This is a genomic window from Streptomyces sp. E-08, assembly GCF_049913095.1.
Classification (GTDB): domain Bacteria; phylum Actinomycetota; class Actinomycetes; order Streptomycetales; family Streptomycetaceae; genus Streptomyces.
On record NZ_CP183971.1, the window covers coordinates 8,346,488 to 8,362,369 of the forward strand.

Consider the following 15,882-nt stretch of genomic DNA (forward strand, 5'->3'; position numbering starts at 1 on the left):
GGCATGCCCCTGACGCCGTAGCCTGAGTTCCTTTGCGGAAGTCCGCTTCTGACGGAACGCCATGTTCGTACGAAAGGACTCAGGTGCCCTCGATACGCAGCGCACTCGCCCTCCCTCTCGCCGCCGTCTCCCTGGCCCTGGCGACCCCGCCCGGCCAGGCCGCCGGGACGGCCACCGCCGCCTCCGTGGAAGAGGCCCGGCTCGACCGGTCAGCACCCCAGGAGATCCTGCGGCTCAGCGGATTCGACTCCCTGGCACCGCGGTTCGCCGACGCCCTCACCGACGCCGGCTCCTTCGCGGCGGCCGAGCGGACGGTCGTCCGGTACGGATCGGGGCTCTGGCGGCGCGCCGTGGACCGGGCCCAGGGCAGGGGAGGAGCGGGAGGCGGCCTCTCCCGGGACGACGACCGGCCGCTGTACTGGTCGCGACTGGCCCTCACCCGTGAACTCCGTTCCTGGCAGCCCGGATTCGGGATCACCGAGGAGGGGCGGACCCGGCTGCTCGACCGGCTCGAACGCTCCTCGCGCGGCCAGGACTCGATCCGCTACCCGGCGGGGAAGGGCGTGAAGCGCATCCTGCTGACCGGCTTCGACCCGTTCACGCTCGACCGCGACACCCGGATCAGCAACCCCTCCGGGGCCACCGCGCTCGCACTGGACGGCACCTGGCTGCGCACCTCCGACGGCTCCCTCGCCCGGGTGGAGACGGCCGTCTTCCCCGTCCGCTGGCAGGACTTCGCCGACGGCACGGTCGAGCGGACCCTGCGTCCGCACCTGCCGGAGGTGGACCTCTTCACCACGGTGAGCCAGGGCCGGCCCGGCCGGTTCGACATCGAGCGGACCAACGGCGCCTGGCGCGGCGGGTTCCCCGACAACGAGAATCTGGCCCGCACGGAGACCGTGCCCGTCACCGATCCGGGTACACAGCCCCAGTGGACGTCCACCACCCTTCCGTACGCGGCGATCACGGCGGCCTCCACCGGCCGCTACCCGGTGTACGACAACACCTCCGTGACCGAGCTGCCGGCCGGGTCCGACACCCCCGTGGTCCGCCCCGGAGGACCGACGCCCGGCTCCGCGGCCCGGGCGGGCGGCGGCGGGAACTACCTGTCCAACGAGATCGCCTACCGGGCGACCCTGCTGCGCGACCGCCTCGGCCTGACGCGGCTGCGCGGCGGCCATGTGCACACGCCGGTCCTCGAGTTCGGCCCCGGAAACACCGACCCCGCGACGGGCACGGTCACCGACGCCGCATTCGTACGGAACCGGCTCGACATCATCGCCCAGGTCAGGGCGATCGTCGCCGTGGCCGCCGGCTCCCGGTAGCCCCGGCGGTCGGGTGACCCCGTGACCAGGTGAGACCACGACCCGTGCGACTGGCCCCCTCTGAAGCCTCCCTTAGGGGCCGTCGGGCCCGAGCGGGGGCAGTGGCTCGCGGGCCGCGTGCCAGGCGGGCGGGAGAGCGCCGGTGCCCGAACGGGCGGCGACGACCCCGCCCGCGACGGCACAGGTGGTGTCGATGTCGCCCCGCCCCGCGACGGTGGTCCACAGGGCCTCGTGCAGGTCGTCGAGGTGCCCCGCCGCGCACCAGAGGGCGTAGGGGGCGGTGTCGGGGCCGGACATCCGGTAGCCGGAGCCCAGGACCTCCGCGGCGTGCCGGACCGAGGTGTGCGCCGGCATCCGGGCCGCGATCCGCAGCCCCGACCGGACGTCGCTGTCCGGGAGCCGTGCGGCGACGGCGTGGAGGAAGTCCGGTCGTGCCGGCGCGGGCCCCCCGCGGCTGCGTGCCGCCAGCGCGGCGGCGAGGGCCACGGCCACCGCGGCGGCGACCGCCTCCGGGTGGTGGTGGGACACCGCGCTCTGGCGCGCCGCCAGCTCGGCGACGGCGTCGAGGTCGGCGGCGTGCCAGGCGCCGAGCGGGGCGACGCGCATGGCCGCGCCGTTGCCCCAGGAGCCCTGGCCGGCGAACTGCCCGGCCACCACGTCCCGCCAGGGCTCACCCGCGCCGATCCGGCGGAGCACGTCGTGCATCGAGGCTCCGTAGCCGCGGTGCGTGTCGTCGGCGTACGCCTCGGCGAGGCGCAGGGCGAGACGGTCCTGGTCGACGGCCCCGCCGCCCTCGGCGAGTTCCCGGACGAGGACCAGCGCCTGGGCGGTGTCGTCGCTCCACCGCCACACCGGCTCCGGGGGCAGCGCCCGCGCCTCCAGGGCCGCGGTGCCCTCGCGGCGCAGGATGCCGAACCAGCGGTCGCCGAAGGCATCACCGAAGGCGAGTCCGGACAGCGAGTCGAGGGCGGCGGCAGGAACGTTGATCATCGCGGCAGTATCACAGGACGACGGCGTCCCGGGCACTCCGATTTCGTGCCGCATCCCCCGCACACAGGGGGGAGGCGTCCGGACGTCGGTAGAGCGGCCGGCCTACCGACAGTTCCTCGTCGAACTCGGACGCAGCGGCGCCGGCCCCTTCCACGGCCTGCTTCCGCTGGAGGACCGCAGGTTGTTCACCAGGTGTCCGTGTCGCCGGAAAGCCTCGGCCGGACGGGCTCGCCCGTGGTACGAACCCCACGTACGCACCCCGCGACGGAAGGGAATCGGAATGGACCACGACGGTACGAAGGGGCGGACGGTCTCGGCGGCGGAACTGTTCGACGGCCTGGGGATCGAGTACGAGCGCGCCTTCGTGCGGCTGCCGGCCCAGCTGGCGGCGGTCGAGTGGCTCACCGCACGTCTCGGCCCGGGGGCCCGGGTCCTCGACGTCGGCAGCGGTACGGGCCGCCCCGTCGCCGACCTCCTGGTGCGCGCCGGCTGCGAGGTGACCGGCATCGACGTGTCCCGCGAGATGGTCGAACTCGCGAGCGCACAGGTGCCCGGGGCCCGCTTCGAACAGTGTGACGTCCGTGCCTTCGAGGCGCCGGCGGGCGGCTTCGACGCGGTGTGCGCCTTCTTCCCCTTGATGATGATGAGCAGGGCCGAGGCGGCCGCCACCCTCCGGCGCATGGCGGGCTGGCTGGCGCCGGGCGGGTTCCTGGTCACCGCGACCGTGCCGGCGGACGTGGAAGACGTCGAGATCGTCTGGATGGAGCGCACGGTCAGGGTCTCCAGCTTCTCGGTGGAGGAGTACCTGCGCCTCCAGCGGGAGGACTGCGGCCTCGACGTGCTGCACCACGCGCTGTCGGTCTTCGCCCCGGACGACGACCGCGCCGCTCCCGAGGAGCACCTCTTCACCTACGCCCGCCGGCGGGCCCTCACGGAGGGCGTGGCGTCGGCGGACTGATGCGCAAGCTCCCTGACGTATCGTCAATTGACGCTGCATCAGTTATTGACGGTTCATCGGTCCGGTCACAGAATGCGGTCACCCGACGGAGGGATCGCCCGTGCCTCGACCGTTGCGCGTCACAGTCGCCGCGTTCGCCCTGCTCCTCGTCACCGCCTGTAACTCCGCCTCCACCGGAGGAAGCGGCACGTCCTCGGTACGCGGAGTCACCGCCGACGCGATCAGGGTCGGCGGCATCGTCTCCATGACGTCCGCCAGCGGCTACTCCAAGAAGGACACCGACCTCGGCGCCCGAGCCCGCTACGACCGGGCCAACGCCGAGGGCGGGATCAACGGCCGGAAGATCGAGTACCTGGGGGCCGAGGACGACGGCCAGGACCCCGCGAGGAACCTCGCGGCGGCCCGCAAGCTCGTCCAGCAGGACAAGGTCTTCGCGGTCTCTCCGATGAGCTCGGTCACCTTCGCCGGGGCCGACTTCCTCGATGCCCAGAAGGTGCCCACGGTGGGCTGGGGCACGCTCCCCTCGTTCTGCGGGCCGGCGCACCTCTACGGCTTCAACGGCTGCCTCGTCCCGACACCCGGCGGCACGCTCAACCAGACCTGGCCCGAGGGCCTCGCGTCCGTCCTCGGCGGCTCGCGCGGCAAGTCCGTCGCGCTGATCGCCGGAGACAACGACGCCGGCAAGTTCGGCATCCGTACCTTCACCCAGGGCTTCAAGGCCGCGGGCTTCCAGGTCGCGTACGCCAAGGCCGTGGTTCCGGCGACCTCGATGCCGAGCGACTGGTCGGCGTACACCAAGGAGATCCTCCGCTCCGGCCCCGGCGCCGCCGCGCCCGACGCCGTCGTCTCCGTGATGCAGACCCCGTACAACATCGGTCTGTTCACCGCGCTCAAGCGGTCCGGCTACAAGGGGGTCATCTCCGACCCGACGGACTACGACCCCGGGCTGCTCGCGAAGGACGCGACGAAGCAGGCTCTCGACGGGGTGCACGTGCTGCTGCAGTTCCAGCCCTTCGAGTCGGACACCCCCGCGATGCGGCAGTTCAAGGCCGACATCAAGAAGGCCGCCGGCGGCAAGGACGTCCCCCTCAACATGCACATGATGACGGGGTACATGAGCGCCGACCTCTTCCTCTCCGTCGCCGCGAAGGCCGGCAAGGACCTCACCGTCGAGTCCTTCCAGAAGGCCGCCGACGGGTTCTCCGACAGGGGAACGCTCGTCGGCGACCGCGCGCTGCCCAAGGGGAAGAAGGAGAGCTTCGGCTGCGGCGCGCTCGTCCGGCTGAGGAACGGGCGGTACGAGGTGGCCGTGCCGTTCACGTGCTACCCGCCGATCCCCTTCGGCTGAGGGGCGCGTCACGTGGGTGACCTGCTGGGCTTCGTCCTGAGCGGGCTGGTCTCGGGCGCGCTGTACGCGCTGCTCGCGACCGGCCTCGTGCTCTCCTACTCCGCCTCCGGGCTCTTCAACTTCGCGCACGGCGCCACCGCCTACCTGTGCGCGCTGGCCTTCTACGAGCTCCACTCCGGATTCGGCTGGCCGGCCGTCCCCACCGCCCTGCTCCTGGTGTGCGTGGTGGCGCCCGGCCTCGGCTGGGGCCTGGACCGGCTGATGTTCAGAAAGCTGGCCGGGGCCGGAGAGACGGCACAGATCGTGGCCACGATCGGGCTGCTCGTCGCACTGCCCGCAGCCGGACTGTGGACGGTCGAACTCCTGGAGCGGGCGGGCGCCCCGGTCGAGCCCGCCGAGAACCAGTACGGGCTGCCGGGCGTCGGGCCGAGCCCCGCCGTGTCCTGGCAGCCGCTCGACGGCGTCGGCATCGACTCCGACCAGCTGATCACCTGGATCGCCACCGCCTTCGCGGCAGCCGCCCTGTGGGTCCTGATGCGGCACACCAGGCTCGGCCTCCGGCTGCGGGCGGCGGTCGACAACCGGGCCCTGACCGAACTGCGGGGCATCAGCGCCGACCGGCTGTCCTCGATCGCGTGGATGCTGTCGTCCGGTCTCGCGGGCCTCGCCGGGGTCCTGGCCACCCCGCTCCTCGGGCTCTCGGCGCACGACTACACGCTGTTCCTGTTCGTCTCGGCCACCGCGGCGGTCCTCGGACGCTTCCTGTCGGTGCCGCTCGCCTTCGCCGGTGGCCTCGGTCTCGGAGTGCTCCAGAACCTCGTGGCGGGGTACGCGTCCTTCGCCGAGGACATCACCGGCTTCCGCACGGCCGTACCGTTCCTCATCCTCTTCGCCGGACTCGTCCTCCTGGGGCGGCGCCGCCGCCGCGCTGCCGGGACGGCGGCCGCGGACCCACCGCCGGTCGAGTACCTCGCCGGGAAGGGACGGGGCCGCCGCTGGGGTCCGTGGCTGCTGGCCGGAGTCCTCCTCGGCACGGCGTTCTACACCGTCACCACGCCCTTCTGGAGCGGGATCCTGGCCCAAGGGCTCGCGATCGGGCTCGTGTTCATGTCGTTCACGGTGGTCACCGGACTGGGTGCGATGGTGTCGCTGGCCCAGGCGACGTTCGTGACCGGCGCGGCCCTGGTCGCGGGGCTGCTGATGAGTCACGGCTGGCCCTTCGTCGCCGCGGCGGCCGCCGGCACCGCGGCGGCGGCGCTCCTCGGCGCGGTGGTCGCGCTGCCCGCACTGCGGCTCGGCGGCAGATCACTGGCCCTGGCCACCCTGGCGCTCGCCTTCCTCGCGGACCAGGTGCTCTTCCAGCTCGGCGGGCTCCGCAACGGCGACACCGGGTGGGAGATCCCGAGGCCGGTGGCCGGACCGGTGGACCTGGGCGACGACCGGGCGCTGGGGCTCGCCCTCGTGCTGCTCAGCGCGGTCCTGGTCGCGCTCCTGACCTGGCTGCGCGGCTCCCGCTGGGGCAGGGCCGTGCTCGCGGTCCGCTCGGCCCCGGAGGCCGCCGCGGCGTCGGGGGTGTCGGTGGTACGGACGAAGCTCCTCCTCTTCACGGTGTCGGCGGGCCTCGCGGGCTTCGGAGGGGTGCTCTACGCCTCGTACAACACCAGGATCACGGCCACGGACTTCACGGCGATGACGGGCCTCGTGTGGCTGGCGGTCGTGGTCGCGGCGGGGGTCCGCAGGCCGCAGTACGCGGTGGTGGCGGGGCTCGTCTTCGCGGTGGCCCCGCATCTGCTGACGACGTACGTGACGGACTCCGCGCATCTGCCCGTGATCCTCTTCGGCCTGGCGGGGCTGGCCCTCGCGAACGACCCGGACGGGTACTGCGCCGCGCTCCCGTCGAGGCGCGCGGCCCGGCGCGCCGCGAAGCGCGGACCCATGGTGAGTGCCGTCCCCGCGCCGCGCACGGTGCGGCGGGACGCACACGCCCCGGAGCCGGCTTCCGCCCGTGCTGGGGCCACCGCCCCAGGCACGGGCCACGACCCCCACGAGGCGCCGGCCGCGCTCGAACTGAGCGGAGTACGCGCCGGGTACGGCGGCGCGCCCGTGCTGCACGGCGTCGATCTCGCGGTGCGCGGCGGCGAGGTGCTCGTCCTCCTCGGGCTCAACGGGGCCGGAAAGTCCACCCTCTGCCGGGTCGCCGCGGGACTGCTGCGGCCGGCCGGCGGTCTCGTGCGGGTCCGGGGCGAGGACGCCACCCGCGACGCCACGGTCACCCGTGCGCGCCGCGGAGTGCGGCTGGCACCCGAGGGTCGGGGCATCTTCGCCGGTCTCTCCATCGAGGAGAACCTGGCACTGCAGCTGACGGAGGCCGAGGACCGCGACGCCGTGTACGCCCGGTTCCCCGCGCTCGCCGCTCGCCGCGCCGTCGCCGCCGGGTCCCTGTCGGGCGGCGAGCAGCAGCTCCTCGCCCTCGCCCCGCTCCTCCAGCGGCCCCCGGCGGTCCTCGTCGCCGACGAGCCCTCCCTCGGCCTCGCGCCGCGGGTCGTGGACGAGGTCTTCCACCTCCTGACCGAACTCCGCGACCACGGCACCGCGCTCGTCCTCGTCGAGGAGAAGGCGGCCGAGGCACTCGGCATAGCCGACACGGTCGCCTACCTCGCACAGGGCGAGATCGCCTGGTCAGGGCCCCGGTCCGACGTGGACCGGGACCGGCTCGCCGAGGCCTACCTCGGGAAGGGAGTCCGCCGATGAGCGACGCGCTGCTCCGCGCGAGCGGGATCGGCGTCCGCTTCGGCGGCGTCCACGCCCTGCGTGACGTGACCGTCTCCGTCGGCCCCGGTGAGATCTGCGGCCTCATCGGGCCGAACGGCGCGGGCAAGACGACCCTCTTCGACGTGCTGTCGGGGATGCGGCGGCCGGACGCGGGAGCGATCTCGTACGACGGTACGGACATCACCCGCCGATCCCCCGTCTGGAGGGCCCGGCACGGCATCCGCCGGACCTTCCAACGCCAGCAGCTCTTCGAGCAGTTGACCGTGACGGACAACCTCGTCGTGGCACAGGACTGGCGGGGCGGAGTGCGGCCCGCTCCGCGCCTCCGCCGGGAACGGGCCGCCGCCGTGCTCCACGAGTGCGGGCTCGACGCGCTCGCCGGCTCGTACGCGGGCGCCCTGCCCGTCGGCCAGGCCCGCATGGTCGAGCTGGCCCGCGCGCTCGCCGATCCGCCCCGGGTCCTGCTCCTGGACGAGCCCGCGTCCGGGACGACCCCTCAGGAGCGCCGCGAGCTCGCCGCCGTCATACGCCACATGGCCGACGAAGAGGGGTGCGCGGTGCTGCTCGTCGAGCACAACGTGACCTTCGTGATGGAGCTGTGCTCGCGCGTCGTGGTGCTGGACCTCGGCCGGGTGCTCGCCGAAGGGACGGCGGCCGAGGTCCAGACGGACCCGGCGGTGCGGGAGGCGTACCTCGGCGCCGGTACCGGCGCGGCGGAGGGCGATCGTCGCGCTCCTTGACGCCGGTGCCTCGAATCACCCTCGTGCCGTCTCCAACTTCACTGGCATCATGGTGAGTTGCTGACGAGATCGGATGACGGGGGAGGCGTCTGATCACATGCGGGGACACGGGCACCGGAGAGGGTACGAAGCACGCTACGACGTCGGGACGGCGACCCGGCTGGCGCGCCGCGCGGTGGCCGCGGCGGCACCGCACGAGCTGCCCCAGTTCCCGATGACGGCCGAGGCCTTCCACCAGTCGCCGGCGAAGGACCGCCTGTGGCCGGTCCACCGGGACGAGCCGCTGGCGATAGGCCTCGACGTGGTCGCCGCGCTCATCAGCACCGCGGCGCTCTCCGCCGCGGTGCAGGTCCTCGACCACCTCGCCCAGCAGTCCACCGCGGACGCCGTGGACACCACCCGGAACCGGCTGCTGCCGAGGCTGCTCCGCCGCCGTACCCGAACCCGACGGACCCTTGAAGCGGAGGCGGGACCGGCCACCGCGTCCGTGGAGCCGGCCGCCGTGTCCGCGGAACCGGAGCGTCTGACCGTCGAACAGCTGACCCGGCTGCGCGAGGTGGCCCTGCGGGCGGTGCTCCGCTGGCAGGTGCCCGAGCCGCAGGCGCGGGCGATCGCGGACGGGATCACCGCGGAGCTCGCCACCCTGTCCGAGGCGAGGCCGAACGCCGACGAGCGGGACACTCACGCGCGCGGCGCCGACGAGCCGGGCGGGGAGGGGCCGGAAGGGGCGGCGAGGTGAAGCGGTGGACGCCGGGACCGCAGCCCGGCGGCCGGCCGGGTCCGTTCACGCTTCCGTCCGGCACGGCAGTGCGCTTCGCTCTGCTGATCGCCGCGATGGCCACCGTATCGGCCCTCCTGGTGAACGGAACCTCGTCCGTCCTCCTGTCCTCGGTCCGGTGGGAGGAGCTCCAGGAGTACGGCGACTGCAATGCGCGGGCGACGGAGAAGGCGGCCCGTGAACGCGGCTCCGACTCCGGCATCCGCATCCCGACCGAACTCGACATGGGCGACTGCGAGGACCCACGCGCCGGTGCCGGCCGACTGGTCACCGCCGGCGTCTCCGCGAGCCTGCTGCTGGGCCTCCTCGGCGCCTACGTCACCCTGCCCCGGTACCGGATCCGGCGTCGCGGCTACCGCCCGCTCACCGGAATGCCCGAGCTGTCGGCGTACCTGGCGGCCCTGCTCGTCGAGTCGGGTGTGCACGCACGGGTCGGCTTCCTCGCCGAACCACTGAATCCGATGGTCCACGCCCTGGCCTTCGGCCGCCTCGGGCGACGCCGGGTGGTCCTGAGCGGCGGGCTGCTCACGCTGTACTCCCTCGACCGGGGTGCGTTCCGCAGCATCGTCCTCCATGAACTGGCACACATCAGGAACCGCGACCTGGACATCGCCTTCCTGACGCTGTTCCTGTGGCGCGCGAGCCTGCCGACACTGGGCGCTCTGACCGTCGTCGCGGTCCCGTCCGCTGTCTTCCTCGGGGCCGCGCTCGCGGGCTCCGTCCTGGCGTTCGCCGTCCAGATCGTGCTGCTCGGCGCCGTGGTGACCCTGCTCAAGAACGCCGTGCTGCGCAGCCGGGAGCTGTACGCCGACGCGCGGGTGACGGAGTGGGAGGGCTCGGCCGACGGACTGCGCAGGCTGTTCGGCGACGTTCCCGCCCAGCAGGGCGCGCGGTACGGCCGTGGTCTTCTGCGCGTCCACCCGTCGCGCGCGCGGCGGGCCCGGGCACTGGCCGACCGCGGGGTGCTGTACGAGATCGGGTTCTGGGACATGTGCGCGGTCGGGGCGGCGGGCGCCTTCCTCTACGACATGGCGCGACTGGGGCCGATCGGCGGAGGCAGCCAGGCGGGACCGCTGACGGAGCTCGCCGCGACGGTCCTGGCCGGGTCCCTGGTGGTCGGCGCGGCGGGGACGGTGCTCTGGCAGGCGGTGGCGCACGCCCCCGGCTCCCTGACCCCGGCACGGATCCGGCAGGCGGGTCTTGGCCTGGGCCTCGGCCTGGGCGTGTTCCGGCTGCTGTCCCCGTCGGAGGCCTTCAGCCTGGTGAGTGTGGGCGGGCGCGGGGCGTCCCTGGCCCTCCCGTACCTCGTCCTGACGAGTGTCTGCGGGTGGGCACTCGTACGGTGGCTGGTGCTCGTCGCGACGGCGTGGGAACCGGTCCTGGGCCGCAACCGCCGTCCGCGGCGCGTGCTGTGGACGGTCCTCGCGGTGGCCACGGCCGGGGTGCTGCCCTGGGCGGGCTTCCTCCTGACGCTTCCTGCGATGACGCTGTACGCGGCGGTGTTCATCGCGCCCTCGCTGCCGGGCGCGGTGGTCTTCGTCGGCGGCGCGGGCGTGCTGGCGCTCACCCGGATCACGTCGCAGCTGATGCCGGCGATGCTGACGGCCGCGGTGCTGCCGCTGGTCGGGCAGTACGTGTCGTGGCGTCCCGGCGCCCGGCACACCTTCACCGGATTCGGCCCGCCGGGGCCACCGCCGGGCTTCCTCGTCCGCTTCGGCATCCCGGTGGCGCCGGTGTCCGCCGTGGTGGCTCTGTTGGTCGTGTGGACCGGCGTCCCCGCCCCGGAGCTGATGACGGTGGGGGTGCTCATCGCCGGCCAGGTGACGGCGGCCCTCTGGGCGGGCGGGGGACACGCACCACTCCCGCTCGCCCGCGGCGCGGTGGCCGCGTTCGGCGCGGGCCTGCTCGGGATGTCGGCCTGGGGCGTACTGGTGAGGCTCCTGGGCTGTCTCGCCCCGGGCCCCGCCCCCTGCGAACCACTCCCGGGGGCGGTCCACTTCAGCCTGGCCCTCAAGACAGCCGCCGTAGGCACGCTTCTCGCCTGGGCCGTCCAGGCCCTCGCCGTCCGGGCCCGCCGCGCTACGAAGCGGGGTTAGGCCGTCTCTCTTCTCGGATCACGCCTGGGCGGCATCCCGACTCTCAAGCCCACACCACTTTGACCACGGCGTGACCCGCCGATGCCGCCCGCTCGTAGAACCCCTGGAGGTCCCGGTGATGTTCGAGGTACTCCTGCCTGGGCCGGCCGAGGGCGCTGAACCTGGCACCGACGACGTTCCACAGTTCGTCGAAAGAGGCAGACGTGAGGAACCGCGCGGCCTGTGACACCCCGGCCGGCTCCAGGAGCATCATCGGGGGATCCGAGGGGTCGGCGTCGGCGCTGTGGGGCACAGGGCGGCCGCCGTAGATCGGCAGGTTCCCGGAATCCTGGGCGTCCGCAGAGAGGGCATCGGCCGCGGCACAGAGGTCGTTGACGGCGTCCCAGCTCTTGTCGATCGAGTGGGCGATGCCTGCCGCGTACTCGTCTTCGTGGTTTTCCCAAGCCTCAGACATGAACGCGGCGAGCCAGGTGTGGTCGTCCCTGATCACAGACTCAGCCACGGCACGAAAGTGAAGGTGGATGCTCACTACGACGAATCCCTCGACTCGAACGACCCACCTGTCAGGCCGAACGGACGGAACCTACCCGAACACACTGACAGTCACGTGCCGGCGCTGTCGACGCGCGCCACCCGCGCATGCCTCTCGAAACACGTCCCAGGACACCAACCGGACTCGGGTCCGCGAGGGCACCACCAGGAGAACGGCCCGTCGACGTCGAGAAAGAGCAGCGGAAGCCGCGCGGAGCCGGTCATGGCAGTACGCCCTAGCGGCGCACAGCGACCGGTGACCGCTCGGTGCGGCTGCGAACAGGCCGCCCGTCGCCACGTGGCCGGGGCCGGTGGCGACACGCCTGGGCTGAATTCGAAGGCCGGACGGACCAGCCGACTGTTAGGCTGCAGGAGACGTAGACCGTGTATCGAGGAGTCGCAGACGTGGTGGGTGACGACGACATCTCCGGGTGAGACCCGGATCTGACGGCCACTGGGCGTGCTGAGGAAGCGCCGCCGGAGTGGTTCGTCCGTCGTACCTCCTTCTCCCACACCTGCCCGGGGCGGAGCTGTCTCCACCCCCAGCCCTCTTGAGGTCTCACCATGTCCGACGTCACCGTCGTCTGCTCGAACCTGTCCTTCGCCTGGCCCGACGACACCCCGGTCTTCGACGACCTGTCCTTCGCCCTGACCTCCGGCAGCACCGGCCTGGTCGCTCCCAACGGCTCCGGCAAGAGCACCCTGCTCAAGCTGATCGCCGGTGAACTGCGGCCCTCCACCGGCTCGGTGTCGGTCAGCGGCACGCTCGGCCACCTGTCCCAGGAACTCCCTCTGACCGGTGACTTCACGGTCGCCGAGGTGCTCGGTGTCGCTGCGGTGATCCGCGCCCTGGACGCCGTCGAGTCCGGGGACGTCAGCGAGGAGCACTTCACCACCATCGGCGACGACTGGGACATCGAGGAACGCACCCGCGCCCAGCTCGACCGTCTCGGCCTCGACGGCGTCGCTCTCGACCGCCACCTGAGTACCCTCAGCGGCGGTCAGGTCGTCCAGCTCGGGCTCGCCGCCCAACTGCTCAAGCGCCCCGACGTCCTGCTGCTCGACGAACCGACCAACAACCTCGACCGCGATGCCCGGCACAGGCTGTACGACGTGCTGTCGGACTTCAAGGGCCTCCTGCTCGTGGTGGCCCACGACCGCGCCCTGCTCGACCGCATGGACGGCATCGCCGAACTCGGCGGCTCCCGGCTGCGGTTCTACGGCGGCAACTTCACCGCCTACGAGGAGGCCGTACGCGCCGAGCAGGAGGTCGCGGAGAAGAACGTCCGCAATGCCGAGCAGGAACTGAAGCGGGAGAAGAGGGAGCTGCAGCAAGCACGGGAACGCGCCGACCGCCGGGCGAGCAACGCCGCCCGCAACCTCAAGAGCGCCGGGCTGCCCCGCATCTTCGCCGGCACCATGAAGCGGGGCGCGCAGGAGTCCGCGGGCCGGGCCGGACAGATGCACGCGGCCCGGGTCGGCGAGGCGAAATCCCGTCTCGACGAGGCCGGACGCGCGTTGCGCGAGGAGCAGCGCATCACGCTGGACCTGCCCGACACCCGGGTGCCCGCCGGGCGCGACCTCTTCATCGGCGAGGGGATGCAGGTACGGCACGGTGGGAAGGACGTCTTCGCGCAGGGCGGCGTCGACCTCTCCGTACGCGGGCCCGAACGCATCGCCCTGACCGGGCCCAACGGCGCCGGCAAGACCACCCTGATGCGGCTGATCACCGGCGAACTCGCGCCGACCGGCGGCGAGATCAGGCGCGGCGGCGGTCGCGTCGCCTATCTGTCCCAGCGCCTTGACCTGCTGGACCCGGAGCGCACCGTGGCCGAGAACTTCGCCACCGCCGCGCCCGCGCGGCCCGAGGCGGAGCGCCTGAACCTGCTCGCACGCTTCCTCTTCCGTGGCCCCCGGGCGCACCTGCCCGTCGGCGTGCTCTCCGGCGGCGAACGGCTGCGCGCCACCCTGGCCTGCGTCCTGTGTGCGGAACCGGCCCCGCAACTGCTGCTGCTCGACGAGCCGACCAACAACCTCGACCTGGTCAGCGTGGGCCAGTTGGAGAGCGCGCTCGACTCCTACCAGGGCGCGTTCCTGGTGGTCAGTCACGACGAGCGCTTCCTCGCCGGGATCGGGGTGAACCGCTGGCTGCGGCTGGCCGACGGAGCGCTCGGGACGACAGGAGCTCCTGGCGTGTGAGCCGCCGGTGTGTGCCGCGGCCCGCGTCCGAGGCCTCGTGCCCGGCGGGCCTGCCCCCGAACACATGGGAAGGTTCCCCGTGCCCCAGCCCGCTCTGCTCGCTCATGACCTCGTCCGTGACCTGGGGGGCCGCCGTGTCCTCGACGGCGTGTCCCTCACCGCTTCCCCCGGCCACCGCATCGGCCTGATCGGGGAGAACGGCACCGGAAAGTCCACCCTCCTGAGGGTGCTGGCGGGTGTGGACGAGCCCGACGCCGGGAACGTCTCGCGCCCGGCCGACCTCGGCTTCCTGCACCAGGAGCTGCCCTACGACACCAGATCCACCCTCTCCACCGTGCTCGACGAGGCACTGCACGAGGCCCGTGAGGACCTCGCGCGGCTGGAACGGCTCGGCGAGGAACTGGCGCGCGTCCCGGAGGACGATCCGCGCCACCCGGCGCTGCTCGCCGCGTACGGCAGACTCCTCGAACAGGCCCAGGACCGCGAGTCCTGGGACGCCGACCGTCGGGCCGCCCTGGTCCTCGACGGACTGGGTCTCGGGGCACTCGCCCACGACCGCACACTGGGCTCGCTGTCCGGCGGCCAGCGCGGCCGTCTCGCCCTGGCGGCGCTCCTCGTGCGCCGTCCACGGGCGCTGCTGCTCGACGAGCCGACCAACCACCTCGACGACGGCGCCGCAGCCTTCCTGGAGGAACAGGTACGAGGCCTGCCCGGAGCCGTGATCCTCGCGAGCCACGACCGGGCCTTCCTCGACGCCGTGTGCACCGACCTGATCGACCTCGATCCGGCGGTCGACGGACCGGTCCGCTACGGCGGCAACTACAGCGCCTACGTGCGCGAGAAGCACGCCGAGCGTGACCGCTGGGAGCGCCGGTACGAGGAGGAACAGGAGGAGCTGGAGGCGGCACGGCACGCGGCGGGGGTGACGGCACACCGGCTGGCGCCGGACCGGGGGCCGCGCGACCACGAGAAGATGGGGTACGGCCACCGGGCGGGCCGCGTCCAGAGCCAGATCGCCCGCCGCGTGCGACACGCGACCCGCAGGCTGGGGGAACTGGAGCGCACGCAGGTCGCCCGTCCGCCGACCCCGCTGCGGTTCGCGGCGCCCCGCCCGGCGACGCCCGCTCCGGACGGCACGGACCCCTTGGTGTCCCTGACGGACGTACGTGTGCCGGGACGGCTCGTACTGCCCGGCCTTGAGGTGTCGACGGCCGAGCGGCTGCTGGTCACCGGCGTCAACGGAGCCGGAAAATCGACCCTGCTCGCGGTGCTCGCCGGACGCCTTACCGCCGAGGGCGAGGTACGCAGGCGGCCCGGGCTGACAGTGGGACTGCTGACGCAGGACACTGTGTTCGCCCGGCCCGATCGCACGGTACGGGACACGTACACACGGACGGTGGGCCCGGAGCAAGCCGAGCGGATGCCGCTGACGCGCCTCGGGCTGCTGGCCGAAGCGGACCTCGACAAGCCCGTCGGGCAGGTGTCGGTGGGGCAACGCCGCCGCCTCGCGCTGGCGCTCCTGATGGCCCGGCCACCCCAACTGCTCCTGCTCGACGAGCCCACGAACCACCTCTCACCACGCCTGTGCGACGAACTGGAGGCGGCACTGGGCAGCGGCCCGGGCGCGATCGTTCTGGCGAGCCACGACCGATGGCTGCGCCGCCGGTGGCAGGACCACGAGCTGCGGCTGAAGCCGGTACGGGACTAGGTGGGCCGGAGGCCCGTTGGCGCCTCCACGGTGTGGAGGCGCCAACGGCAGCCGGAGCAGGCCTCAGCCGCGGATGATGTTCTCCGCCTGCGGGCCCTTCTGGCCCTGGGTGATGTCGAACGTCACCGTCTCGCCCTCGGTCAGTTCGCGGTATCCGTTGCCGGAGATGTTGGAGTAGTGGGCGAAGACGTCCGGTCCGCCGCCGTCCTGGGCGATGAAGCCGAAGCCCTTTTCGGAGTTGAACCACTTCACGGTGCCGCTGGCCATGCTCGTCCTTCTGGTCAATTCAGCGGTGGCCCGGATGAGGACCACCCCGGGCGTCCCCTTCGGACGCCCGAACCAGTCCTGCCCGCACACCCCCGTGCCTACACCCGTTCATCGGATCTTGCTCCGGAGGACTGTGCGAGACGTCGCTGCCGATGCCCGTCAGCGTCGCC

At 72.9% G+C, this 15,882-nt stretch carries 12 protein-coding genes; 9 read left to right on the forward strand and 3 right to left on the reverse strand.

Annotated elements, in window-relative coordinates:
* The first annotated feature begins 83 nt into the window (after positions 1–83).
* On the forward strand, positions 84–1,325 hold the full coding sequence (locus tag ACN9MM_RS38250; protein ID WP_426368422.1) for a pyroglutamyl peptidase: 1,242 nt from the start codon (positions 84–86) through the stop codon (positions 1,323–1,325).
* 72 nt (positions 1,326–1,397) lie between these two features.
* On the opposite strand, the gene ACN9MM_RS38255 is transcribed toward ACN9MM_RS38250, so the two are convergent.
* Positions 1,398–2,315, reverse strand: coding sequence for an ADP-ribosylglycohydrolase family protein (locus ACN9MM_RS38255; protein WP_426368423.1), 918 nt, complete (start codon positions 2,313–2,315; stop codon positions 1,398–1,400).
* A gap of 280 nt (positions 2,316–2,595) precedes the next feature.
* Here ACN9MM_RS38255 and ACN9MM_RS38260 point away from each other — a divergent pair, with 280 nt between their 5' ends.
* From ACN9MM_RS38260 to ACN9MM_RS38285, 6 genes are all read left to right on the forward strand, one after another.
* Positions 2,596–3,273 (forward strand): class I SAM-dependent methyltransferase, encoded by a 678-nt coding sequence (locus tag ACN9MM_RS38260; protein WP_426368424.1) that lies wholly within the window; start codon positions 2,596–2,598, stop codon positions 3,271–3,273.
* Positions 3,274–3,373: 100 nt separating this feature from the next.
* Positions 3,374–4,621, forward strand: a complete 1,248-nt coding sequence (locus ACN9MM_RS38265) for an ABC transporter substrate-binding protein (RefSeq protein ID WP_426368426.1) — start codon at positions 3,374–3,376, stop codon at positions 4,619–4,621.
* 12 nt (positions 4,622–4,633) lie between these two features.
* On the forward strand, positions 4,634–7,372 hold the full coding sequence (locus ACN9MM_RS38270; RefSeq protein ID WP_426368427.1) for an ABC transporter permease subunit: 2,739 nt from the start codon (positions 4,634–4,636) through the stop codon (positions 7,370–7,372).
* Positions 7,369–8,133 (forward strand): ABC transporter ATP-binding protein, encoded by a 765-nt coding sequence (locus ACN9MM_RS38275; RefSeq protein WP_426368428.1) that lies wholly within the window; start codon positions 7,369–7,371, stop codon positions 8,131–8,133. Before ACN9MM_RS38270 ends, ACN9MM_RS38275 begins: the two co-directional genes overlap by 4 nt.
* 97 nt (positions 8,134–8,230) lie before the next feature.
* Positions 8,231–8,872, forward strand: a complete 642-nt coding sequence (locus tag ACN9MM_RS38280; RefSeq protein WP_426368430.1) for a hypothetical protein — start codon at positions 8,231–8,233, stop codon at positions 8,870–8,872.
* The gene (locus ACN9MM_RS38285; RefSeq protein WP_426368431.1) at positions 8,869–11,007 is read left to right on the forward strand and encodes a M48 family metalloprotease; all 2,139 of its coding nucleotides are present in this window, start codon (positions 8,869–8,871) and stop codon (positions 11,005–11,007) included. Before ACN9MM_RS38280 ends, ACN9MM_RS38285 begins: the two co-directional genes overlap by 4 nt.
* A 43-nt stretch (positions 11,008–11,050) precedes the next feature.
* On the opposite strand, the gene ACN9MM_RS38290 is transcribed toward ACN9MM_RS38285, so the two are convergent.
* The gene (locus tag ACN9MM_RS38290; RefSeq protein ID WP_426368433.1) at positions 11,051–11,509 is read right to left on the reverse strand and encodes a DUF1877 family protein; all 459 of its coding nucleotides are present in this window, start codon (positions 11,507–11,509) and stop codon (positions 11,051–11,053) included.
* Between the two features lie 593 nt (positions 11,510–12,102).
* On the opposite strand from ACN9MM_RS38290, the gene ACN9MM_RS38295 reads away from it, so the two are divergent.
* Positions 12,103–13,737 carry an ABC-F family ATP-binding cassette domain-containing protein gene (locus ACN9MM_RS38295; RefSeq protein ID WP_426368434.1) on the forward strand — a complete coding sequence of 545 codons (1,635 nt, stop codon included), beginning with the start codon at positions 12,103–12,105 and terminating at the stop codon, positions 13,735–13,737.
* Positions 13,738–13,816: 79 nt separating this feature from the next.
* A complete protein-coding gene (locus ACN9MM_RS38300; RefSeq protein WP_426368435.1) occupies positions 13,817–15,445 on the forward strand; it encodes an ABC-F family ATP-binding cassette domain-containing protein in 1,629 nt (542 codons plus the stop codon).
* Positions 15,446–15,508: 63 nt separating this feature from the next.
* Here ACN9MM_RS38300 and ACN9MM_RS38305 read toward each other — a convergent pair whose 3' ends face one another.
* Positions 15,509–15,712 carry a cold-shock protein gene (locus ACN9MM_RS38305; protein ID WP_147981444.1) on the reverse strand — a complete coding sequence of 68 codons (204 nt, stop codon included), beginning with the start codon at positions 15,710–15,712 and terminating at the stop codon, positions 15,509–15,511.
* Between the last annotated feature and the right edge of the window lie 170 nt (positions 15,713–15,882).

Excerpts from the sequence above, each read along its gene's own strand:
- ACN9MM_RS38255 (WP_426368423.1), bottom strand. The coding sequence starts at position 2,315 with ATGATCAACGTTCCTGCCGCCGCCCTCGACTCGCTGTCCGGACTCGCC.
- ACN9MM_RS38260 (WP_426368424.1), top strand. The coding sequence starts at position 2,596 with ATGGACCACGACGGTACGAAGGGGCGGACGGTCTCGGCGGCGGAACTG.
- ACN9MM_RS38275 (WP_426368428.1), top strand. The coding sequence starts at position 7,369 with ATGAGCGACGCGCTGCTCCGCGCGAGCGGGATCGGCGTCCGCTTCGGC.
- ACN9MM_RS38280 (WP_426368430.1), top strand. The coding sequence starts at position 8,231 with ATGCGGGGACACGGGCACCGGAGAGGGTACGAAGCACGCTACGACGTC.
- ACN9MM_RS38295 (WP_426368434.1), top strand. The coding sequence starts at position 12,103 with ATGTCCGACGTCACCGTCGTCTGCTCGAACCTGTCCTTCGCCTGGCCC.
- ACN9MM_RS38305 (WP_147981444.1), bottom strand. The coding sequence starts at position 15,712 with ATGGCCAGCGGCACCGTGAAGTGGTTCAACTCCGAAAAGGGCTTCGGC.